Source organism: Planctomycetia bacterium, assembly GCA_034440135.1.
Classification (GTDB): Bacteria; Planctomycetota; Planctomycetia; order Pirellulales; family JALHLM01; genus JALHLM01.
This window is the reverse complement of the sequence record JAWXBP010000385.1, coordinates 1-22,985: the sequence shown is the minus strand read 5'-3', so window position 1 is coordinate 22,985 and position 22,985 is coordinate 1. Positions and strand designations below refer to the sequence as shown.

Genomic DNA, 22,985 nt, shown 5'->3' with positions numbered 1-22,985 from the left:
ACGTTGAAACGGCGACGCATAGATGCGGCTTGTGCGACGGGGACACTCGCTCCGGAGCACGCCTGCGCCATCATCTTGGCGGGCGGACGCGGTACGCGCATCAGCCACTTGCATCCCGACGTCCCCAAGCCATTCATCAATGCGGCCGGGTTGCCGTTCATCGCCTGGGTACTGCGACATCTGCGCGCACAAGGCCTGCGCCGGGCCGTAGTTTCGCTCGGGCACCTGGCCGCCGTCGGTCGCGAGCAACTGGCGAAGTGCGGCGTGCAGGGCCTGCGCATCGACACCGTGACCGAGCGCTCGCCGCTCGGTACGGCCGGCGCGCTCCGCTATGCAGCGGAACTTGTACCGGACGCCGATCCGCTGATTCTACTGAACGGCGACTCACTGGTGACGGCCTCCTTCGACGCTGCGTGGCGAGCTCTGAAAGATCCTGCCTGCGACGGCGTGCTGTTGGGCGTGGACGAATCGGATGCGAGTCGGTTTGGACGCCTGGAAGTCGACGCGCACGATCGATTGATCGGCTTTCGCGAAAAACAGCCGGGCGCCGGACTAGTGAACGCCGGCGTGTACTTTCTGCGGAGGCGCTTGCTTGCGTTCGCTCCGCCACGCAACCCGCTCAGCATGGAAACCGAATTCATGCCGGCAATTCTCGCAGCCGGCGCGCGGCTTGAAGTGTGCCGCTGCCGGGCGGAATTCATCGACATCGGTACGCCAGACACCGTGCGCGAAGCCAGCGCCTTTATCACCCGGCATTACTTGCAAGGGGCGACCACGTGATTATCAGCAAGACGCCGTTCCGCATCAGCTTTTTCGGCGGCGGAACCGATTACCCCGAGCATTTCAACGAGCATGGCGGCGCCGTGCTGGGAACCGCGATCGATAAATGCACCTATTTGGCCTGCACCCGGTTTTATTCAAAGCTGTTCGACTACTCGATTCGACTCGCGTATCGCCAGGTGGAATGCGTCAATGATCTTTGTGCCATTCAGCATGCGCCGTTGCGCGAGTGCCTGCGTTGGGTCGGAGTCTCGGAGAACATTGAAATCGACTGCATGGCGGAATTGCCGTCGTCAGTCGGCCTGGGCACGTCGAGCAGTTTTGTCGTCGGCGTGCTGAATGCGCTTTATAGCTTCCAAGGCCGCGTGGTGCATCCGTTGGATCTCGCGCATCAAGCGATCGAAATCGAACGTGAAGTCCTGCACGAAGCGGTCGGTTGCCAGGACCAAGCCTTTGCGGCGCTGGGCGGATTCCAGTTGCTGGAATTTCGCCGCGGCCCGGAGATTCTGGCGCACCGCGTACCGTTGTCCGCAGCACGGCAGTTCGAGTTCGAGCAACACCTGCTGATGGTTTTTACCGGAATTCGGCGGCGGGCCAGTCACCTGGCGGAACGCCAGGTACAACGCGTCGCGCAAAACGTCGAACGTCTAAACGCGATGCGGCGAATGGTGGACGAAGGGTACGCAATTCTAACCGGCAGCGGCGATCTCACCACTTTCGGACAATTGCTGCATCGCTCCTGGGAAGCGAAGGCCGGTCTCGACGCCGCGATCTCGAACGGCGTCATCAATGAGATTTACCGCGCCGGATGCGAGGCGGGCGCCAGCGGCGGCAAGCTCTTGGGCGCTGGCGGAGGAGGGTTCATGCTGTTCTTCGTCGCGCCGGAACGCCGCGATTCGGTCAGAGCGGCGCTTGCCCACTTGGAAGAGGTGCCCGTGGAAATCAGCGCGCCGGGCACCAAAATCCTGCACAACGAACATGCCCTGCGCGTGTCGCCAATGTCCGTCCCCGCCGCCGAAGATCAAGCGGCGTAAGAAAAGTTGGCGCGATATTTGCAAAGCGTGGCAGGGATTCCTGGGAGTTAGAACATGCGCACTGTCATCCTGCTGACCCTGGCCAACGTATTTATGACGTTTGCCTGGTACGGTCATCTGAAATTCAAGTCCACGCCGCTTTGGATCGCGATCCTGGCGAGCTGGGGCATCGCGTTTTTCGAGTACTGCCTGCAAGTGCCGGCGAACCGCTGGGGGCACGGCACGTTCACGGCCGCACAATTGAAGATCATGCAGGAAGTGATCACGCTCGTGGTCTTCGCTGGTTTCTCGGTAATTTTTCTGAAGGAACCGCTGCGTTGGAATTACCTGGCGGCGTTCGGCTGCCTGCTGGCTGCCGTGGTCTTCATCTTCGGCGTCAAGGACGATCGAAAGAGCGCCGCGAGCGATGCCTTCAAAGGCCCGCCTGCCGTCGCGCCGGCGCAACAACACGCCGCGTCAGCGTCGACGCTGCGCTAATACGCTTCAAGCGAAACTAACGCACTCGGTTGTGCGATGCTCGCTTGGCTCGGCTGTCCGTGTGCCATGCGGCGCCAAGCATAGCTGGCTCGAGCGAGAGCGCCTGAAACACCGCGTCCACCGCCCGATCGCCGGCGCGAGATTCCATTGCGTCGCTCGCCGACGACATGGCGGAACTGGCAGGCGCTGGCGGCGCTTCCCGCGCCAGTCCGAATGTATTGCGGACGATACTCAAGTCCGCCAGGTTCACCTGGCCATCGTCGTTCACGTCCGCCGGGTTGTCCGGGCCCTCGAAGCCAAACGCCGCGCGGACCATCTGCAAATCCGCCACGCCGACCTGGTCGTCGCCATTGGCGTCACCGGGTAGCACGCCGGTAATGATCTGCACATTGAACACGTGTACGTCGCGTTGCGAATCATTGGTCGCATTCGCATTCGATTGAGCGCGCAGCGTAAGCTGCGTTGTGCCGGTGAACCCGGGCTTGCGCTGAATCGTCAGGTTCGTTTCTGCGACCTGCCCGACCGGCGTTATTGGCGCCTCGACCTTGGTCGTCGTCAGGTTCGTGTTCGCCACAGTGAGGAACCGGATCGGATTGTTCTCCACGTCCGTGGCGAACAGCGGCAGTGCCAAGGGCTGATCGTCCACCAAGTAAACGGTGGCCGGCAGTGGCGCGAGAAACGGCGCCGCATTGTTAGTGCCGCCGGTCAAATCCGGCTGAAATTGGACGACGAAACTGCGCTGCGTGACGGAGCGCCCGTCGCTCACGGAAACCGTGATCGTAGAACTTCCCGAAACTCCTTCTTGCGCTTTCAGCAGCAGCGATCGATTGGCGCTGTCCTGGAAGACGGTCGTGGCTTCGATCCGCACGGGAGCCAGCGGCTTGTCGTTGCCATCTGTGGAAACATTGCTGATGGCTTCGCGAACGGCATCGCCTTCGATCAACTTGCCGAAGATCGAGTGATTGAAGTCCAGATGTCGCGTCGCCACTTCAGTGACGAAGAACTGCGAATCGTTGGTGTCATCCAGGCTTTTCGCCATCGACAGCAGTCCGGGGCTGGTGTGTTGGAGATCCGCGACGAATTCATCATCGAAATCTCCCAGATCCGAGCCGCCGCTGCCGGTCCCCGTGGGATCTCCGCCTTGGATTACAAATTGATTGATCACGCGATGAAACGTGATGTCGTTGTGAAAGCCGGACTGTGCGAGCGTGGCGATCCGACCCGCAGTGCGAGGCGTCTGCTTATCGAAGAGTTGAAACACCATATCGCCGAACCCTTGCACGCTCATGCGCAGATTGCGGCCTTCCAGGAACGAAGCCTGCAACTGGGGGTTGCTGCTCTGCACGTCAAAGTACAGCGCGTCGAAATCCGCGTCGAAGGCGTCGAGCCCCACAAGCAGCGGCGCGCCGCCCAAGACCGTGACATTGGGCAGTTCGACCAGTTGCGGCGAAGTGTTGGCGATTGCGTCGTAGACGATCGTCAATTCCTCGTTGAAGCCTAGACGGTGATTGTCGAATTGCGTGCTTGGCACGCCGTTGACGAACAATCGCAGCGTGTGTCCGGCGTCGACGGCGTGGCCAAAAATACGCGTGGAGTCAAAAAAGGCGTCGGCCCGATTGCCGGCAATGCCACCTTTCGTCCGCCAGGTCTCGAAGAAATCGCCCAGCGTCGGCAATTCCGTCGGAACCGTTGGCGTCTCGCCCGGCGCCACGCGGATCACGCCATTGCTGAACTTGGTATGCACGAGTTCCACGTGGTCTTGAAACACGCCGATTTCGGCCGGAACCGCTTCCTCCTGGCCGTTGATGAAAATGGAAAGGTGCTGGCGCGTGGCGTCTCCCAGGCCGGGCAATTGGCCGGCGAACAGCCAGCGGGCCTCCAAGGATTCCAGGCAACTGAGCGGCGATTTTCGGGTTTTCGACTGCTTGGGCATATTGATCGATGGATGCGCGTCTGGATTGGCTGAGGAGTATTCCCGAAGTGCGAATTTCTATTGTTTTCCCGAACAGGGATCGACGCAAGGAAAAGGTGCGGCACGGCGGCCGAAATCGCCGGGATCGCGGAAGTTTCGCTCCGAAAGGGACTTAACGCCGCTCGGACCACGGGTGAAACGGCGGGGGAAGTAGTCTATCATCTACGCCTGATCCGCGTTCCGACCCCCGCGTTCCGATTCCTCCCCATGGTTTGGCAGTCGCTACTGCAGAACTGGTTGCGTTCGCGCGTCCAACAAGCGGCGACCCGCGCCGCTTTCGACGCCGTGGGACGGGGTGAAAGTTCCCCCAAGGGGCCGCCGGCTGAAGTCGATATCGCGTTGGTCGCGGCGCTCGGTATGGAACTGGGCGGGCTGGTGGACCGGATCCCGGGCCTGGTGACGATCCAAGCGGCCGCCTTCAAGGCGTATCACGCGGAATGGCATGGCCGCGGCGTGCTGCTTGTGGAGTCCGGCGTCGGTCAGAGACGAGCGGCGGAGGCGGCTTCCGCGGTAATCGAAGGGCACCGTCCCCGCTGGTTGATCTCGATTGGCTTCGCCGGCGGATTGTCCGACGATGTCAAGCGCCACGATCTGGTCGTGGGGAACTCCGTCGCCAGTTTGAGTGGCGAGCGCCTGGCGATCGACATGAAGCTCGATCCGACGGGGCAGCCGGGTTTGCATGTCGGACGCCTGCTGACCGTGGACCGGATCGTCCGCACGCCGGATGAGAAGCGTGCCTTGGCGGCACAACACGAGGCGCTCGCGGTGGACATGGAGAGCTTTGCCGTCGCCCAAGTCTGCCAGCGCGAGCGCACGCGCTTTATGGCGGTGCGCGTGATCAGCGACGCCGCACAAGATGAACTGCCGCGCGATGTCGAACGCTTGATCGAGCGCCCCACGATGGCCGGCAAACTCGGCGCGGCGGCTGGCGCGATCGTACGCCGTCCCAACAGCGTGAAAGACTTCTGGAACCTCAAAGAACAAGCCCTCGTGGCGACCGATCGTCTCGCCACGTTTCTGCTTAGCCTGATGGAACAACTCCCGCCTCCTCCCCCACCGACCACGCCATGATTGCATTTCGCCTCGCCACGTTCTTGCTGGTCATCTCTGGCACTGCCTTCGCACCTGCCTCGGCCGCCGAAACGGAATGGCATCCACTGTTCAACGGCCAGGACCTTGCCGGTTGGGTCGCCGAACACGGCGCGTCGTTCGCAGTACAAGCCGATGGCGCCATCTACTGCACGGGAGCAGGAAACTATCCGGCCTGGCTGCGGAGCGAGCGGGAGTACGAGAACTTCGAGCTGGAGTTCGAATACAAACTGGAAAACTACGGCGAGGGTGGCGTGTTCCTGCATGCGCCGCTTCACGGCAGGACCAGTAACGTCGGGTTCGAGATCCAACTCTCCGACGACTCGCGGCACCCGGGCACTTGCACGGCCTCCAGCGGCGCGGTGTTCGGCGTCCTGCCGCCGCGCGAGCATGCCGCCGACGTGGATGCGTGGAATCTCGTGCAGGTGCGTTTCGAGTGGCCGCGACTACAAGTGACGATCAACGGCAGCGTCGTGCAGGACATCAACATCGACGAGCACGAAGAACTGCGCTATCGCAAGCGTTCCGGTTACCTCGGCTTACAAGACCGGGGCAAGCCGACCTGGTATCGCAACGCGCGGATTCGCGAATTGCCCAGCCGGGAGCGCTGGACCGATTTATTCAATGGTCGGGATTTCCAGGGCTGGGACCAGTCCGAGGCCGGCGAGGTGAAATGGAGCGTCGAAGACGGCGCGATCGTCGCGCGCGACGGCAACGGGTACATGATCACCGCAGACACGTGGCGCGATATCGCCTTTGAGACCTACGTGCAGGCCAGCCCTCTGTCCAATGGTGGCGTGTTTTTTCGCTGGAAGTCGCTGACGCCGAAGGACCGCGGGTACGAGATCCAGATCGAGGACATTCCCGACAGCAACAACCCCACCGGCAGCATCTACGACGTCGCCCGGGCGCAGGAGCCGCCGGTCACGCCAGGCGAATGGTACCTCCTGCAACTCTTCGTGAAAGACTCGAAAGCCCTGGTCCGCGTGAACGGCCGCACGGTGGCCAAGACCGATCGCCTCTCGATCATCCGTGACGGACATATCGTACTCCAGATGCATCAAGAAGATTCCGTGATTCGCTTCAAGCAGTTGCGGATCAAGAAACTGGACGAGCAACCGTAGTTCCGTCTGTCGCCGAGGTCTGTGACTGCGTTGTTCCACGCAGCGTTCTCAGGAGTTCGGAGCGGCCCGCGAAACACACGAAAAACGCGAAAGTGGGAGTTGAAGATTCGTTCTGATCGAGGCGGCAGAAGCACTGATCCCTCTGCCTTCTATTTTTGCGTGTTTCGTGTGTTTCGCGGGCCGCTCCGAGAATTGTCGCGTGAGTGGAGAGATGTCCGCTGCCACCGACGGACATTGACTTCACGGTCGCCTACCGGCTTGCCACTTCCGCTTCGCGGGCGTCCTCGACGAGGCAGAGTCCGCTGCTGATTTGGTTGGCTCGATTGCGTAGATCTTCGGTGGGGAGTTGCCCGCCGACGTGGTAGGCGGCGGCGCTGGCGAAGCGGCCGAGGCGGCCGAGGACGTTATGCGGTGCGGCCGCAACGACCGCTTCCGGCGTGTCCGAGGCGATCAACGTCGCCAATTCTTTCTCCTGCTCGGGCGTCATCGCTTCCAACCGGCCGACCATCACGCGGAGCGTGCTCTGCGGTTGCGGGTCGATCTTCAGCGGAATCAACGCCTCGGTCCAAGGCTGCGGCAACATGTACAACACGCGCGTGCCGGACTCCGTGAACCAACTGCTGCGCCAGGTGTTGACCATCGAGCGGGCTTCCTTCTCGAACAAGCCGGCTTCGACGAGCGACTCGGCCATGGCGTCGGCCACGGCGTCGATCGACGATGGTTCGCTCGCAAGCTCCATAGCCAACGTCGCTTTCGCCTTGGCGGCCGCATAGTAGCTGTAGCGGACCTTGTGCCCTTCGATTTCCACCAGGAACACGTGCGGCAAGTCTTGGTCGCCATCGTTTTGCAGCGCGAACTTACCACCGCCCTGGGCCGTCAACTTGGCCGGCTGATCGAAGTTACCCAGACCGCGGTAGAACAGAAACTTCTCGTAGTGCGTGCCGTGCCCTTCGGGGTTCGCGAACTCGACGATGGCCGAATCCGTGGCGCGGGCGTGGCCGTAGTGATCATCGCCGGAGACGAGCGGAATCGCGCTTCGTCCCGCGCGGGCGGCCTCGGCGCCGATGGTGCGATCGAACTCCGCCTCGGGAATCAAGCGGACTTGGCCCCAATCGAGCCGGGCGTTGTTCATTCCCGACTCCCACTGCCACATTTCGGCCGGCGGCAGCAGCTTGCGCACCGGCGGATAGAATTCGGTCAGGAAGCCCTGCGGGAAGTCAACGCTCACGCTCACATCGCGCGGTCGATCGGTATAGAAATACGTGACCGGCGTTTCCATCCGTTGTCTGGCCCAGACGGTCGGCTTGGAAAACGACACGTCGGGCGTGCCATGTTGCCGCTGGCGATCAAAGACGAATGTCGGCAGCCGGTTGGCCACGAGCGGACGGAAGGACACCAATTCTCCCTTGGCATCGGAAAAGCTGGTGAACGTGCCCCATTCATGTACGACCAGCGGCGACTCCGGGGCCGGAGAAAAGTTCAGCCACCCGGCCACGGCCAGAATCGCGGCGGTAAGGAGGTATCGCATACCATTGCTCCCATGATTTCGGAAAATTGGATTCGGCTGCCGGCTTAACCTCCTAGACGAGCAACCCATGAACGCGAATATGCGAAACTTCGGCGAAAAATCGCGTAGTGTCGCTCCTGCGGAGATCGTCTAAGGTAGGGCAATCCCTGGGGCTTGGGTCCGACTTTCACTATTCGACAGACCGCAAATGACCGATGGCGAATTGGTCCGCCAGGCGCTCGACGGCGGCGCCACGGCGTTCGAAGAGCTCGTGCGCCGCTGGGCGGGGCGCGTGCTGGCGGTCTGCCATGCGCATGTGCGGTCGTCCCATCTAGCGGAGGACCTGGCTCAAGAGTCGCTCATGCGGGCCTACCGTGCGCTCGGCACGCTGGCGGAGCCGGAGAAATTCGGCAGTTGGCTGCGCGGGATCGCGGTCCGGGCCTGCCTGGACTGGATCAAATCGCGCCCGGCGTCGGTCGTCCCGTTCGCGGCCTTGGGCGAGGCGATGCGGGCCGAAGACCTGGCGGACGAGCAACTCGGGCCAGATGCGGGACTGGAACATGAGGACGAGGTACAACGCTTGCTCGCGGCCGTGGAAGCGCTGCCGGTGGAATTGGGCGAGGTCGTGATGCTGTACTACTACAATGACCTGACGTATCACGACCTCGCGCAATTGCTCGGCATCGCGCCGGCCACGGTCAACGCGCGCCTGACGCGCGCGCGAGCGCTGCTACGGTCAAGACTGAGCAAACGGAGCAATTGACGCAGAGAAGTCGACCATCGTCTCCTTTCGCTCCGCGAAAGGTCCGGCCTTTCGCGGAGCGAAAGGAGACGATGAACGGCGGCGAGGAAGAGCATTTGGAGTAGCTGATGATATGAACTGCGAAGCAGCCGAAAACCTGATCGCGGCATTGCTGGCTGGCGAATTGCCGGACGCAGATTGCGCTGCGCTCGACGCGCATCTCGCCACCTGTGAAGCCTGCCGGGAGTTGCAGGCGGAATGGTCGCGCGACGATGAACAATTGCGCGCCGGTTTCACGGCCTGGCGCGCCGCGAGTGAGACCGTGGCGGCGCGAACGATTCGTCAATTGCATCGCGAGCAACTGCGCACTTCGCCGGCGGCGACGAATTCGCGCGTCTGGCCTGCATTCCTGGGCGGCTTGGCGGCAGGGTTTTTGTTGGCGCTGCTGGTGTGGCGGCCTTGGGCAGAAACGCCGGCCGTGCAGCAGACCGTCAACCTGGGACCAGTGCCGGCGCCGGACGCGCCGAGCAATGCGCCGCCGCCGACCGTCGCCGCGAAAACGGTGCTTGCCTCTGTGGTTGGCAACGTCGAGGTCTTGGCGGATCAACAAGGCGCCTGGACGGCCGCCGTGGCTGGCCAGGAAGTGCCGCTCGGCGCTTCAATTCGCACCGCCAGCGACGGGCTGTGCGAGTTCACCTGTCCCGATGGCAATACCGCGCGCATGAACGTGGATACGCAGGTCGATGTCCGCCAGGGGAGCGAACTAGAACTTGTGCGCGGGCAAGTCTGGGCGGGGACGCAACCAGGCGATGAAATCTGCGTGAAAACGACCGACGGAGCGGTGCTGGCCCAAGGCGGCGCGGTCGACGTGCGTCGCGCCGATTCAGAAATGTTCGTCACCGCGGCCTCCGGCGACGCCATAGTGCAACTGTTGAATCGTACCGAGCCGCTGCGCGCCGGCGAGGAACTGGTGATCGCGAATTCGCAAGTCTCGCGGCGCGATCGAGCTTATAGTCTGGCGCTCATCACCGCGTGGATGAATCCGCTCTTGGCGCTCAAATCGCCCGACGACCCGGAGTTGAGCGCGCAGGTCGATGCGCTCTTGTCACATCTCGGCGAGACCAAGATGAACTTGCTCTCGGACGCCGAGCTGCGTTCGCTGGGGCCGAGTTGCACGGTGCCGCTCTCGCGGTATGTGCGTTCCGAAGATTCACAGCAACAGCAGGAGCGCCGACGGCACGCCGCGCGATTGTTGGCCGACTTAGCGCCCGTGTCGTTGATCGGCGACATGATCGAACTGCTCGCCGACGACGATCCAGAAATCCGCGTGCAAGCCGCCACGGCGTTGCGCCGGCTCACCGGTCTTGAAATGGATTGCCCGATCGAGCATTGGCGCGAATCGGCCGATGACCTCCAGCGCCAAGCGCTCCAAGGCTGGCAAGCCTGGTGGCTGCAAAACAGTTTTCGCTGCCAGCCGTCGCCGGCTGCTCCGGAACCGGCCGTGTATAAGGTGAGGACCTGAGTTACCGCTGGTCCATGGCCAGCGCCTCACCTTCGGTCGGCGGGAGTGGAATTGCGTCGTTCGGAGCAGCGCCGCGCACTAAGTCGGCATTCTCCTGCCGGCAGCCGTGGGTGCATTCATCGCACATCTCTTCAACGACCCATTTGTAGGCCGGCACTTTTTCTTCGACGACCTTTTTCATCAGCTTGTTCTTCGTGTGAACCCGCGCGCAACCCGGAATCCAATCGCGCCAGACGAATTTTTTTGGCGTGGCGTGCGGCTTGTAGCAATCGCACGAGACATCGTCACACTCCGCGCAGACCATTTTGCAATGCTTGCAGCCGGGGCGGCTGGGGAGCGGCAGACAAAAGTCTTCGCACTGGCTGCCCCAACAGGTGATCTCCACTTTCTTTTCTTCTTTGACAAGCCGGCACACTTTGCGGCAATGGGCCGAACAGCCGCAGTGGGTGCAGCAGCCGTCGCCGGCCTTTGACAAACTTGCGAGCCAGGTCGTGCAAATCGCCGCGCACAGCAGGCTGGAAATGAGATGTCCACGCATTCCTTGTTCCCTTGTATTGACTCCCCGCGAGGGGACGTGAGTTGAAGGAGTTCGGCGACGACTACCAGTTGAAGTCGAAGCGCATGCCGAGGATGTCCGATTCCGTCTCGCCGTACGTGGTTTCCGCGGTGGTGATGGGATGAATCCAATCGAACATCACGCGAATCCGCTCCGTCCAGTACCAGTTGACGCCTGCCGTGACGTCGTTGTATCGGCCGCGATCGACCTCGTCCAAATCGAGATACGAGATGCGCGTCTTGGCTTCCCACGCGCCCCAGCCTTTGCCGCCGGGCACCAGGAAGAAATTCGTGAACGGCACATTGCGCCCGAACTGCGCTCCATGCTGGCCGAACCGTTCGTAAATCCGGTTCTCGCCAGTCAGGAAGTAGCTGAAGTGAACGTACGCGCCGTTAAAGGTCTTCTGATCGCCGTTGCTCAGGTTCACCGAGGAAACGTAGGCCTCGCTTTGCGCCGTGAAGGGACCATAAACGCCGGCCAGTTCCAGGTTTCCCGTCGTGTACGTGCTGCCGAGGAGCGCGCCGCTGTCAATCAGCCGCGGGCCCTCGTGAATCTGCGGGCGCGTGCGGAAGCGAATGCTGTTGTCCTGGTCGTCGGTGTAGAGGACGCCAGCGCCGGTGTGAATCAGGTAGCGTCCTTTGGACGGTTCATCGTAGTACGGCAACCAGACGACGCGGCTGCTCAGGCGGAGGCCCTGGTTGTCGTCGATGCGTTCCTTGATGGTATCGCTGATGCTGTCGATGAATGCGCCGCAGGACCAACTGAGGTTTTGATCTTCCGTGCAATTGTAAAACGCCACGCCGACTTCCCGGTCCGCCGTGAACACGCCCTGCGTGGGAATGGATCGCTCCAAGAAGATGTTGTTCGTATCGTTGGTGACTTGCTCCAGACCGAACGGTACGAAGAAGTTGCCGATGCGAGCGCGGCCGATGAAGGGGATCTCGTTCATCGAGAGATAGGCGTCTTTCACGTCGGGCGAGGTCGCTGCGCCGCCGCTTTCGCCGACAGTTTCCGGCTCCAACGTCATTTGCAACCGGAAATCAAATACACCATACCCAGTTCCGTCGGCGACCAAACGCAGCCGCCGGAATTCGAAATAATTCTGCGCCGGAATAGTCGGCGAGTGATCGGCCCACATGACGTAGTCGGTCTGGACATGGCCGCCAAGCTTGATGGTCCATTTCTCCGACGAGAGGTCGATCCAACCGTCGTCCCCCTTTTTCGGTTCCGCGGCCTTGGCGACGGCGGAGTCCTTCGCCGTTCCGCCGGTTTGCAACGAAATCGGCTCGACCGTCGGCGGCAGCCGCTCGATCGTGGCTTGTTGCGAATCAACCTGCTGGCGCAACCGCTGCAACTCGGCTTGTTGTTGGGCCAACTGACGCTGCAGCGCATCGAGCCGCGCTGCATCCGCCGTTTGAGCTGAGGCGGACGGCACTGTCGCCGGGACGAGCGCGCAGGCGCAAACGATAACAGCCACGAAGCGCATTGCGGATAGGCTCCCAGCCGACGCTGTTCTGGGGACAGTTGTCGGCCAATGTATTTCGCTTGTCGCTTCCCTGCGACAAGAACTCGACTCAGCATTGTCCGAACGACTGTCGTGGCTTCGACTCATCGCGCGGCGAACTAGCTACGCGGCCTACCGTTGTCGGATGGGGCGCCGCCGTTATCCCTGGCGGCACCGGTAGAATCGGCGAATCGGCGCGTCCGGAGTGATCGTTACGCTCGTCGACACGACAGGCCGTAGAATCGGCAAAGTCAGCGACCGGATGGCGGCAACGCGGGGTGGTCACACCTCCATTTTCCGTCCCAGACGCCGCCATCACATTTAGCGGCCTTCCAACTGCCTGGCACGGGTTGCCCGGCAAAAGCCCGCGGGAACATCACCGTTTTCGCTACATTTCACGGAAACATCCGCGGCACGCCATTCGCTTTGTTGCCTGCGGCATGGCAAGGGCGGAGCTGCTTGTTTCGAGTGGCCGCGTAAGGGTGAACGTATCCACGCCTGTCGAGAGTGGCGCGATTGGGCGGACGCTTCCATTTTTTTGTGACGAACCAAAACATGAGCAACTACCGCGAATTGACTCGAAGCTGCTGGGGACTTGCTGATGATCTGGCGATCCAGCTTGGGGAAGCCCGCGAGCACCCGGCCCACAGTCGCGACGACGAGAGCAAGTTGCGTTCCATCGAAGGCTTGCTGCGGCAATGCAAAGGCCTGGTTGAGCAAGTCGTTGGAGGCGCCAGCTGAATGACGTTGACGTGGAACTAGTAGGTCGATGAAGAAGGCGCCCCGGCGCAGATCTTGGGGGACCGCTCCGTCGGCGACAATCAGTCGTTCCTGATCCGCCGCGCGAGTGATCATCTCCGGCGACGTTTCCGATCGACTCTAAGTTTATTTGCAGCCGGACTTCGCGTCCTCCGTGCCGGGCAGCACGGACGCCACCTACTTCACGCAAATGCGTGACACCGACGCGATGTTCGCCTTCCGCCAGCGAATGGCCACGGAGGACGCGAAAGCAATCCCACGACGACGCCCTTCGATCGCCGAATTCCCCAGCGCCGATTGCCGCAATCGCGGGTTTTATCAATTTCGCGTCCGCCGCCTGACCAAAGTCCGTGCCGTAGCCTTGTGGCACGCGATCTCGTTCAACTTCCTGAGAATGCTTGACCTCGGCGTCCTCCCCAGCACCGCCTGAACCAACCGCACCAGCCCCCAAGGCCGCCACGCCCTCAACCACCGGTCCCCGCAAAAAACCCGCCACATCACAAGTCACCGACCCGCAAGTGAAGTAAACTCACAGCCACTACGGGCTAGTGTCGACCCAAAACATTCTCTCTCCGTCAACGAGGAGCCCCGTCATGGGCATGCTGCAAGAGTTCAAAGAATTCGCGATGCGCGGCAACGTCGTCGATATGGCCGTGGGGATTGTGATCGGCGGGGCATTTGGCGGGATCGTGAATTCGCTGGTCAAAGACGTCGTGATGCCGCCCATCGGCTGGGCCAGCAGCAAGGCCGACTTTTCAAAGCTGGCGATCGAACTTCCCGTCAACGGCCCGGACAATAACGCGGTCACGATCAACTACGGCATGTTCCTGAACGCGGTGATCAACTTTTTGATCGTGGCCATGGCGGTGTTCTTGCTGGTCAAGCTGGTGAACACGATGCGCCGCAAACAGGAATCCAGCGTTCCGCCGGCGCCCACGGCCCAAGAGAAACTTTTGTCCGAGATTCGGGACCTGCTCAAGGAGCGGCCGGCCGCCGGCGCCGGGAGGTGAATTTCCCGTCCGCGGCTGCTATTCTGGCGACATTGCCAGGCGGCACTTCTCCGGCAATTTCAACACCATGACGAGGATTCTCTGATGTCTTTGCGCCTAGGCTCTCGATTGCTCGCCGGGTTGCTGATCGCGGCGTGCGTGTCTCCGGCGGTAGCCGCCCGCGAACGCTGGACCGACGCGGAAGCCAAGGCCTGGCAGCAGCGCGAGCCGTGGCTGGTCGGATCGAACTATGCGCCGGCCTACGCGATCAATCAGTTGGAAATGTGGCAGGCGGACTCGTTCGATATCGAGGCGATCGACCGCGAAATGGCGCTTGCCGAGAGCCTCGGCTTCAACAGCATGCGCGTGTTCTTGCACCATTTGCTGTGGGAGCAGGACCGCGAAGGCTTCTTGAAGCGGATGGATCAATATCTCGCCGCGGCCGACAAGCACGGCGTTGGAACGATGTTCGTGCTATTCGACAGCGTCTGGGATCCGAATCCGCAACTCGGCCCGCAGCGCCCGCCGAAGCAGGGTTTGCATAACTCCGGCTGGGTGCAGAGTCCGGGCGCCAAGGATTTGATGGATCGCAGCCGGCATGCGCTGCTGGAGGATTACGTCCGCGGCGTGGTGCGACATTTTAAGGACGACCGCCGCGTGCAGGTCTGGGACCTCTGGAACGAACCAGACAATCTCAATGGCAACAGCTACGGCGAAGGGAATCTCAAACAGGAACCGGCCGGCAAGCAGGAGATGGTCGCGGAACTGATCGCACAATCGTTCACCTGGGCCCGTGAGGAAAACCCCACGCAACCGCTGACTTCAGGCGTGTGGGTGCACAACCGCATTGGCGATCCGGCCAAGTTGATTCCCGTCGAAAAAATCCAGCTCGCCGAGTCCGACATTGTCAGCTATCACAGCTACGGCAAGCCGGACGAGATGGCCGATTGGGTCAAGCACTTGCGCGGCTACGGACGGCCGTTGGTCTGCACGGAATACATGGCCCGGCCGGTCGGCAGCACGTTTGATCCGGTGCTCGGCTACCTCAAGAAAGAGGGGATCGGCGCCTACAATTGGGGCTTCGTCGCCGGCAAATCCAACACGATCTACCCGTGGGATTCCTGGCAAAAGCCCTATGCGACCGAACCGCCGGTCTGGTTCCACGATATTTTCCGCGCAGACGGACAGCCGTATCGCGCCGAAGAAGTGGAATACATCCGCCAGATTACCGGCCGCGCAAAATAATATCGCCAATAAAGGCAATGAGGGCGGCCAACGTCACGCCGAAGGTGGCGTGGATGAGATCCAGCGGCATAGAGGACGAACCTGCATCAGGGGGCGGCTCAAGTTGTGCCCATCCGTGAACCGTAGATCCTCCGTGGATATCTGTTACATCGGCCGCACTGGGGACAAAGCACGAAAAGTTTCGCGAGCACGGTCATGACCGTTGCGACTGTTGCTTTGGCGGTAAAGCAAGCAGTTTTCCCGACCGGATCAGGACACGAACGCTGCCGGCCCGATCGTCCCGAGCGGGGCATTCAGAGTCCAGTCCAATACCTGAGCCCCATTGGGTCGACACTCGTGGCGGCTCTTGTGCCGCCTGGCGTGTCGCCCCGCTGGGGCTCAGTTTTTCTCCATTGCGTATTCCAGCGGTTCGCACCGCTGACAACTAACTGACGCCCCTGCGGGGCTATGCCCAATTAGCGCGGAAAGACAAAGTTGCGACGGGAGATGTTGCCGGGGGAGAGGCCGACTTCGGCAAAGTTATACGAAGTGCCGTTCTGGGCTGCGCCGAGATTCAGGAAGAACTGATCGGAGGCCGTGGTGCCGCCAATGGTGCCGACGGTGTCGACGCCATCCAAGTAATCGGCCGGATGGGATTCCGTGAGCGTATAACTGCCGGGAACGAGGCTGCCGAAGAAGTAATCGCCGGCCGCATCGGTCAAGGCGGTCCGTTCGACGGCCGTGCCGAAACGGTCGGTTCCCGTCAATCGGACGGCGATGTGCGCGAGTCCGGTCTCGCCGGCGCCGCGGACGCCGTCTTGATTGACGTCGACAAACACGCAGCCGGCAATGCTGGCCGCTTCCCCTTCTACGGGACCGCTGTCGTTATTGGTCAGCGTGGCGGTGCCTTGCCCCGTGCCGATCGTGGCCTCCGTCGGGTTGGTCAGGTTGACGAAGAAGGTTTCATTCGCTTCCGCGAACACATCGCCTGTAACCACCACGGCAATGGTCTTCGTGGTCTCCCCCGCGGCAAAAGTCAGCGTGCCGCTGTTGGCCGTGTAGTCGAGTCCCGCGGTGGCGGTGCCGTCAGCCGTCGCGAACGCCACCGTGACCGCCTTCGACGATGGGTTCGAGAGCGTCACCGTGAACACCGCGTTCTGCGTGCCGGTCTCGCCTTCAGTGAGCGTGACGTTGTCAATCGAAATGGCCGGCGCCGTGTCGTTATCGGTAATCGTGGCCGCGGCCGTATCGTCCAGCAGAGTGGCGCCGGTCGCATTGCTCAATTTGACCGTGAAGTTCTCCGTAACTTCACTCACGCGATCGCCGACGACCAGCACGGTGATCGTCTTAGTTCCCTCGCCGGCATTGAACGTCAGATTGCCGGTCGCTGTCTGGAAGTCGCTGACGGCCAGGGCCGTACCTGCCACTGTCGCGTAGCTGACGATGATCGGCAACCCGCTGACCGCCGAGAGCGTGACGGCGAAGTTGATTTCCTTCGTGCCGTCGTCTCCTTCGGTGACCGTGACGTCGGCGATCGACATCGACGGTTCCGGGTCGTTGTCGGTGATGGTCCCTTCGCCCGTATCGTCGAGAATCGTCGCCCCCGAGGCATTCGACAGCTCGACGGTCAGCTTCTCGTTCGCTTCGTCGGTCGTGTCGTTCAGAATGGTGAGGTTAATCGTTCTGGTGGTGTCGCCGGGAGCGAACGTCAACGTACCGGTCGTGGCGTTGTAGTCGCTTCCCGCGACGGCGGTGCCGTCAGCCGTGGCGAAATCAACCGTGACCGTGCGGCCGCTGGCGGCCGAGAGCGTTACGGTGAATGCCATCCCACGAGTGCCGGTGTCTTGTTCGGCGACTGAGCGGTCGTTGATAGAGATCGTCGGCGTCGGATCCGTGTCGGTGATGGTCGCCACGCCTTCGCCGTCGGCAATGCCGGCGCCGGTGGCATTGGTCAGCACGAGCCGCAAAGTTTCATCGGCTTCATCCAGCGTATCGCCCACGATTGCGACCGTGACGGTCTTCGACGTCTCGCCGGCGGCGAACGTGAGCGTGCCGGAAGTCGACGTATAGTCGCCGGGCGCCAGCGCGGCGCCGTTGGCTGTGGCGTAGTTGATCGTCGCCTGCGTCGTGAGGGCCTGGCTCAGCGTGACGGTAAAGGTCACGTTCGTGGTGCCGGAGTCTCCCTCCGCGACGATCGGGTCGTCCACCGAAAATGCGGGGGCTTGAGCGTCGTCGTTGGTGATCGTACCCACGCCCGCGGCTTTGGTGATTTCCGCGCCGACGGGACTGGCCAAATTGACCGAGAACGTTTCGTCGTTTTCAGATGTGGTATCGCCCATGATGTCGATCGAAACCGTCTTGATCGTCTCACCGATGGCGAAGGTAATTGTGCCGGACTTGGCTTCGAAATCCTCGCCCGCGTTCGCCGTGGCGTTGGCCGTGTTGAAATTGACCGTGACGGGCGTCGTGGAAGCAGCCGACAACGTGACGGTGAACTCCAACTGCGAGTCACCGCTGTCGCCTTCGACCTTCGAGACGTTGTTGATCGACAACGTGAGCGGCGGCGTGTCGTCGTCGGTGATCGTGCCTGTGGCCTGGGCATCGCCGATCGTGGCGCCGGTGACATTCGTCAGGTTGACGAAGAAGGTTTCGTTTTCTTCGTCGAGCATATCGCCCACGACTTTCACGGTAACGGTCTTTGTGGCTTCGTTGGCGGCGAAGTCGACCGTGACGTTTTGCGGTTGAAAGTCGGTGTCGGTGAGGGCGGTATTCGGCGCAGTCGCGAAGGTGACGCTGGACGCCCCCGCCAATGAGCCAGTTCGGGTGACTGTGAACACCAGGTCGATCAGCCCCGCGTTGCCCTCAACGACCGACACGTCGGCCACGGACAATACCGGCGGCAGTTCCGGATCGTCGTCATTGATAATTGTGCCCACGGCCTGATTGTCCGCGATCGTAGCGCCGACGGCGTTGGTGAGATTCAGCAGGATCGTTTCGTCGTCCTCGTCGTCGGCGTCGCCTGTCACCTGGACCGTGACGGTCCGCTGCGTTTCGTTCGGGGCGAACGTGACGGTTTGCGTCAAAGCGGTGAAATCGGTTCCCGCCGTGGCGGTTGCGGCCACCGCGGCCACATCCACCGTCACCGCGGAGTTGATCGCCTGCGAGAGAATCAACGTGTACACAAGGTTGGTCGCGCCGGAATCGCCTTCATTGACGGAAACGTCGGCGACGGTGATCGACGGCATCGCGTCGTCGTTCGTGATCGTTCCTTGCGCCTGGTTGTCCGCGATCGTGGGACCGCTGGAATTGGCCAACGTGACCGTGAAGGTCTCGTCGCTTTCGAACTGCGCATCGCCGACGATGGGCACCGAAATGGTCTTGCTCGTCTCACCGGCGGCAAAGGTGATCGTGCCGGTCACCACATTGTAGTCGTTGCCGGCCGTAGCGCTGCCCGGCGTGGTGGAGAAATCCACCGTGACCGCAGTGGCGGCGGCATTCGAGAGCGTCACTTCGAACACCATGTTCAAAGTGCCGGTGTTGCCTTCCGCGAGCGTGGCGTCGGCAATCGAGATCGTCGGCGCCGGAGCGTCGTCGTCCACGATCGTGCCTTGGGCAATGCCGTCGGCAATGTTAGCGTTGACCGCGTTCGACAGCGTTACGAAGAAGTTTTCGCCACTTTCCGACAGTTGATCCGCGAGAACCGGGATCGTGATCGTCTGGGTAGTCACGCCGACGCCGAAGATCAACGAGCCGTTCGTTTGGGCCTCGTAATCCGCGCCCGCTGTTGCGGTGCCATCGCTCGTGGCATAGTCCAACGTCACCAATTCATCGCTGGCGGACGACAACGTGACGGTGAATTCCGCCAGGACCAAGTCATCGTCGCCTTCCGTGATCACGGCGTCGCTGATCGATAGCGTGGGTTGCACCGTGCCGATCGTCAACGTCGTGTTGACGAACTCGACTTCCTCGACGGGAATCTCGAAGTCATCCTCGTACAGCAGGATCTCGTTCCCAGACGTGTCCGCCGGGTCCAGCGTGAAGTTCACTTCCCCCGCTGAATTCGCCCGTAAGAGTACGGTGAACAACAACTTCTCGCCGCCTCCCAGTGGCTCAATGGACATTGAGACGCCGCCCGCTTCATTGATGAGACCGGCGGTCTGGGCATTTCCTTGCTGGGAAATCGTGTAGGGCGATTCATTCGCAACCCCGTCTCCGATGCTGGCCTGGGACGACACGAGGTTCGAGGCATAGGTCACGTCGACGTAGGCGCTATAGACGCCCTGCGGATCGGCGCGCAGATCGTCGACGTAGGCCCGCAGCAGGAATTCTCCGCCAGGAACAATGTTGGTGATCGGTTCAAAGGTCTGGGAATTCTGCGTTTCCAAGCGAATGCGAACTTTTTCGCCCGCCTGCGGACTCAGCGACTGGGAGGCGAGCGATGGCGGCGCGATTGAAATATCCTGCGGGCTCGATTCCATGGCCATCGGGGCGGAAGAGCCGTCGGCAAGAAATGCGGCGCGCGAAATCTGTGCTGAAAGCGACCAGGGGCCGGCGGTCAGCAACTCGCGCTTTTCGAGGGTTTCGGCCAACAACAGGCGGCGCTTGCCGGAACGTCCGCCGCCCAGCCAACTGGGCAACCAGGAGCGATGTGCGGGACGCGTACGACGTGAAGAGCGATACAAATTGATGGCCACAATGCTGTTCCACGGAGAAGGTAAGGCCCAAAAAAAATCGACGCTACGCCACAACATCCGAAACCGATTGCATCACCCAGTTTCGCGGCCCGAGCCGGTCGACCCTTGGACGACGCGATCCGACGGGTAGTTCCGCCGGGAACGACGGGGTCCCGTTTACGCGTGGGGCAAACTGGAGAAGCGCGGCGAATTCTGACGCCGGTAAGTTTCACGGTACACAGCCGCGCGGTTATTGCAAGCAAACGGCGCGTCCGCAACCGCGGAGGAGAGGGCAAAAACCGCGTCGGCGGCGCTCGCCCGAGCAGTTGTACTGGTCGTAGCGGCGGCGATCGCGTCGAGCGGTTCGACGGCCCGAGCACGCAGGTCCGGGGACAAGTTGCCCGGCGCGACGGCAGGTTCGTCGGATGGGCGGGCGATCGAATTGTTGATGTGGTTGATAACAATCAGGGCGTCGAGCGCCGAGATCTTGCCGTCCATATTGACGTCGTAAAAGCTCCAGGGCTGTTTGGGAGTCGGCGGCGAGGGGAGGCGGTAGGAGCCCTTGGCGTTGATTTCGTTGATAACGATCAAGGCGTCCAGCGCCGAGATTTTGCGGTCGCCGTTGACGTCGCGCGGTTCTAAGGAATTGTGATACGAGAGCGCTTCGTCGTCGTCCACGATCACCACGACGCCCCGCGCCCGCCCGATCGTGGCGCCGCGGGCGTTGCTCAAATCGACGGCCAGGTTCTCGTCGGGCTCGGGGAGCAGGTCGCCGACGACGAGGACGCTGATCGTTTGTTGAATCGGACCGCCGGGATCGAACGTAAGGCTGCCGCTGGCGGAGATAAAGTCATTGGCCTTGGCGGAACCTTCGATAGTGTGAAAATCGACGGTCACGCGGCTCGCCGGCGCCCGCGAGAGTCGCACGGTCAGACCAGCGGCCGTGGGGCCGGCGCTGGTCTCGGTGAAAACCAGGTTTTCGATCGTCAGCGTCGGCGGCCCCGGAACCGCCAAGAGGGCTTCGCCTAGCGACAGGAGATTGAGTCGTCGGTAATTCGCGCCAGTGTTGGTGACGTTGTCGTTTTCGTCGTCGCCGTCCTGGATTTGAATGCCGGTCGAGCGGAGCAGGTCGCGAAACTCCGTGGTCGTGAGCCGGCGGCCGCGTTCGCGCACGGAAAGTTGCTGCGCCAGGACCGCAGCGCCGGTTACGAATGGCGCCGCCATGCTCGTCCCCCGACGGGTGATGACGCCGCCGTTGCGGTCGGTCGACGTGATCAGGCCCCCGGGGGCAAAGATGTCGGTGAGTTGCGGGTGGCGTTGCGAGAAACTGGCCACACGATCGGGAGCAGTCGTGTTGTCGACCGCTCCTTCGTACGATTGGGCGCCGTAGTCATCGGCCCAGACGGCGCTTACCGCCAAGACTTTGGGGTCGGCGGACGGGTACGAGACGCCGATCTGGCTGCCGCTGTTCGAGAAGTCGTTTCCGGCCGCGGCGACGCAGATCACGCCCAAGCCGTCGAGTCGGGCGAACTCGTCCGAAATGACATAGCCCGTCTCGGCCGACGCATAGTTGCCGACGCCTAGCGACAGGTTCACGGCGACAATGTTATAGGTGGCGACATTTTGTTCCACCCACTGGAGCGCGGCCTCGATATCGGCCATCTCCGCCCCGCCCCCGGAGTCCTTAAAGACTTTGAGGATGATCAACTGTACGCCGGGAGCGACGCCAAAATGGGTCGTGTCCGCCGAGCCAACGACGCCTGCGACATGGGAGCCATGGCTCGTGGAGCTGCCGTCGCTGGCGTTGGCGTCCCGATCGGCGAAGTCGTATTGATAGACGATCCGGTCGGCGACGCCGTCGCTATTCTGGTCTGGGCCGAACGAGGGATGGTTCAGGTCGACGCCGGTATCGATGATCACGGCGGAATAGCCGTGTCCGTCGGCCCCCGCGAACCGTGGATCAGCGCGGTACAAGTCCAGATTTATCAAAGAAGCGGCATCGAGCATGGCGCGCGGCTCCAGGGATTCGAGCTTGCGAACCTTGGGCCCCCGCCGGACAAGCTTTTTGCACTTCCGCCACAGCATAAGGTTGGATTATAGCCAGGCATTTCCGCGCCGTCGCCAAGTGGACCGTTAGTTTTCCGCATCTGCCGGTTTTTCGGGAGACGACAGGCGTTGTTGATCGGCGAAGTCGCTGGCGCTTGTTCGCCCCCTCTGAGGTGGCTAATCTACTAGCAGAGTTGGCGGCGGTTGTTCGCCACAGGGCAGTGGCGCGGTGCAGTTGTCGCGCTATTCGTTGGGCAAAATGGCGATGTCTGATTTGGCCATCACTCCCTTGATTCGCGCAGCGCAAGGCGGCTGCGCGACTTCGCTCGGCCAATTGTTGGAGGCTTATCGGCCATTCCTGATTGCGATCGCCCGGGACTCGCTGGACAAGGAATTACAAGCCAAGGCGAGTCCCTCGGACCTGGTGCAGCAGACGTTCGTGGAAGCTCAACGCGACATTGCCCAAGCCAGCCTGCGGGGCGACGACGACTTACGCGCTTGGTTACGGCGATTACTGCTGAACAATATCGCCGATTTTCGACAGAGCTATCGTCGCGCCAAGCGGGCGATCCGCCGCGAGCAGGCGGCCGAGGAACATGCCTCGAAGGATTTGCTGTTGAATCTAATCGCGTCGGATATTACCAGCCCCAGCCAAGGCGCTGCACGCCGCGAGGAGCAAGACCGCGTCGAGTCCGCTCTGGATCGTCTATCGGAAGAATACCGGCAAGTCATCATTTGGCGCAACCGCGAACATTTGACGATCGCGGAGATCGCGGCTCGGCTGAATCGTTCTTCCGATGCGGTTCGGTTGCTGTGGTGTCGCGCCGTACAGCGGCTGAAGAAGGAGATTGAACGCGAAGGCGGGAATGCCTGAAGCAACGCTCGCGCACTGGTTGACTCGCGGGCGCCATGGCGGAATCCTGACGCAATGACGCATCATCACGGCGGATCGAATCCGCCTGGATGGGACGGGGGGCAGCGGCAGAT

Annotated in this window: 17 protein-coding genes and 1 pseudogene; 12 read left to right on the top strand and 6 right to left on the bottom strand. The window is 61.8% G+C overall.

The features are described 5' to 3' along the window. Nucleotides 1-3: 3 nt before the first annotated feature. The 3 genes and pseudogenes from SGJ19_22855 to SGJ19_22845 all read left to right on the top strand — a co-directional run bounded on the left by SGJ19_22855 (nucleotide 4) and on the right by SGJ19_22845 (nucleotide 2,186). Complete coding sequence (locus SGJ19_22855) at nucleotides 4-780, top strand: sugar phosphate nucleotidyltransferase (GenBank protein ID MDZ4783095.1); 777 nt, start codon at nucleotides 4-6, stop codon at nucleotides 778-780. Next, nucleotides 777-1,814, top strand: a complete 1,038-nt coding sequence (locus SGJ19_22850; GenBank protein MDZ4783094.1) for a GHMP kinase — start codon at nucleotides 777-779, stop codon at nucleotides 1,812-1,814. The genes SGJ19_22855 and SGJ19_22850 overlap by 4 nt, the downstream gene beginning before the upstream one ends. A 54-nt stretch (nucleotides 1,815-1,868) precedes the next feature. Further along, a pseudogene (locus SGJ19_22845) lies at nucleotides 1,869-2,186 on the top strand (DMT family protein). A 121-nt stretch (nucleotides 2,187-2,307) separates the two neighbouring features. Here SGJ19_22845 and SGJ19_22840 read toward each other — a convergent pair. After that, entirely contained in the window at nucleotides 2,308-4,224 is a 1,917-nt protein-coding gene (locus tag SGJ19_22840; GenBank protein MDZ4783093.1) for a peptidylprolyl isomerase, read from the bottom strand. 246 nt (nucleotides 4,225-4,470) lie between these two features. Between SGJ19_22840 and SGJ19_22835 the strand changes: the two genes are divergently transcribed. Both SGJ19_22835 and SGJ19_22830 read left to right on the top strand, forming a co-directional pair. Beyond that, nucleotides 4,471-5,334: a hypothetical protein gene (locus SGJ19_22835; GenBank protein ID MDZ4783092.1), complete on the top strand. Its 864-nt coding sequence runs from the start codon at nucleotides 4,471-4,473 to the stop codon at nucleotides 5,332-5,334. Beyond that, on the top strand, nucleotides 5,331-6,476 hold the full coding sequence (locus SGJ19_22830; protein ID MDZ4783091.1) for a DUF1080 domain-containing protein: 1,146 nt from the start codon (nucleotides 5,331-5,333) through the stop codon (nucleotides 6,474-6,476). Before SGJ19_22835 ends, SGJ19_22830 begins: the two co-directional genes overlap by 4 nt. Nucleotides 6,477-6,726: 250 nt before the next feature. On the opposite strand, the gene SGJ19_22825 is transcribed toward SGJ19_22830, so the two are convergent. After that, nucleotides 6,727-8,004, bottom strand: coding sequence for a hypothetical protein (locus tag SGJ19_22825; GenBank protein MDZ4783090.1), 1,278 nt, complete (start codon nucleotides 8,002-8,004; stop codon nucleotides 6,727-6,729). Between the two features lie 187 nt (nucleotides 8,005-8,191). On the opposite strand from SGJ19_22825, the gene SGJ19_22820 reads away from it, so the two are divergent. Both SGJ19_22820 and SGJ19_22815 read left to right on the top strand, forming a co-directional pair. Next, nucleotides 8,192-8,746, top strand: a complete 555-nt coding sequence (locus tag SGJ19_22820; GenBank protein ID MDZ4783089.1) for a sigma-70 family RNA polymerase sigma factor — start codon at nucleotides 8,192-8,194, stop codon at nucleotides 8,744-8,746. 112 nt (nucleotides 8,747-8,858) lie between these two features. Further along, nucleotides 8,859-10,247 carry a zf-HC2 domain-containing protein gene (locus SGJ19_22815; protein MDZ4783088.1) on the top strand — a complete coding sequence of 463 codons (1,389 nt, stop codon included), beginning with the start codon at nucleotides 8,859-8,861 and terminating at the stop codon, nucleotides 10,245-10,247. Between the two features lies 1 nt (nucleotide 10,248). Here the strand turns inward: SGJ19_22815 and SGJ19_22810 are convergent, their stop codons facing one another. Together SGJ19_22810 and SGJ19_22805 are read right to left on the bottom strand one after the other, a co-directional pair. Beyond that, nucleotides 10,249-10,785 carry a hypothetical protein gene (locus SGJ19_22810; GenBank protein MDZ4783087.1) on the bottom strand — a complete coding sequence of 179 codons (537 nt, stop codon included), beginning with the start codon at nucleotides 10,783-10,785 and terminating at the stop codon, nucleotides 10,249-10,251. 61 nt (nucleotides 10,786-10,846) lie between these two features. Continuing rightward, complete coding sequence (locus tag SGJ19_22805) at nucleotides 10,847-12,289, bottom strand: porin (protein MDZ4783086.1); 1,443 nt, start codon at nucleotides 12,287-12,289, stop codon at nucleotides 10,847-10,849. A 573-nt stretch (nucleotides 12,290-12,862) separates the two neighbouring features. Here SGJ19_22805 and SGJ19_22800 point away from each other — a divergent pair. The 4 genes from SGJ19_22800 to SGJ19_22785 all read left to right on the top strand — a co-directional run bounded on the left by SGJ19_22800 (nucleotide 12,863) and on the right by SGJ19_22785 (nucleotide 15,300). Further along, nucleotides 12,863-13,048, top strand: coding sequence for a hypothetical protein (locus SGJ19_22800; GenBank protein MDZ4783085.1), 186 nt, complete (start codon nucleotides 12,863-12,865; stop codon nucleotides 13,046-13,048). A 172-nt stretch (nucleotides 13,049-13,220) separates the two neighbouring features. Beyond that, on the top strand, nucleotides 13,221-13,496 hold the full coding sequence (locus SGJ19_22795; protein MDZ4783084.1) for a transposase: 276 nt from the start codon (nucleotides 13,221-13,223) through the stop codon (nucleotides 13,494-13,496). Nucleotides 13,497-13,659: 163 nt separating this feature from the next. After that, nucleotides 13,660-14,076: a large-conductance mechanosensitive channel protein MscL gene (gene mscL, locus SGJ19_22790; protein ID MDZ4783083.1), complete on the top strand. Its 417-nt coding sequence runs from the start codon at nucleotides 13,660-13,662 to the stop codon at nucleotides 14,074-14,076. An 84-nt stretch (nucleotides 14,077-14,160) separates the two neighbouring features. Further along, on the top strand, nucleotides 14,161-15,300 hold the full coding sequence (locus tag SGJ19_22785; protein MDZ4783082.1) for a cellulase family glycosylhydrolase: 1,140 nt from the start codon (nucleotides 14,161-14,163) through the stop codon (nucleotides 15,298-15,300). 455 nt (nucleotides 15,301-15,755) lie between these two features. Here the strand turns inward: SGJ19_22785 and SGJ19_22780 are convergent, their stop codons facing one another. Both SGJ19_22780 and SGJ19_22775 read right to left on the bottom strand, forming a co-directional pair. Then, the gene (locus SGJ19_22780; GenBank protein MDZ4783081.1) at nucleotides 15,756-19,973 is read right to left on the bottom strand and encodes a Calx-beta domain-containing protein; all 4,218 of its coding nucleotides are present in this window, start codon (nucleotides 19,971-19,973) and stop codon (nucleotides 15,756-15,758) included. A 156-nt stretch (nucleotides 19,974-20,129) separates the two neighbouring features. Further along, entirely contained in the window at nucleotides 20,130-21,959 is a 1,830-nt protein-coding gene (locus SGJ19_22775; protein ID MDZ4783080.1) for a S8 family serine peptidase, read from the bottom strand. A 304-nt stretch (nucleotides 21,960-22,263) separates the two neighbouring features. Here SGJ19_22775 and SGJ19_22770 point away from each other — a divergent pair, with 304 nt between their 5' ends. Then, entirely contained in the window at nucleotides 22,264-22,872 is a 609-nt protein-coding gene (locus tag SGJ19_22770; protein MDZ4783079.1) for a sigma-70 family RNA polymerase sigma factor, read from the top strand. Nucleotides 22,873-22,985: the final 113 nt, after the last annotated feature.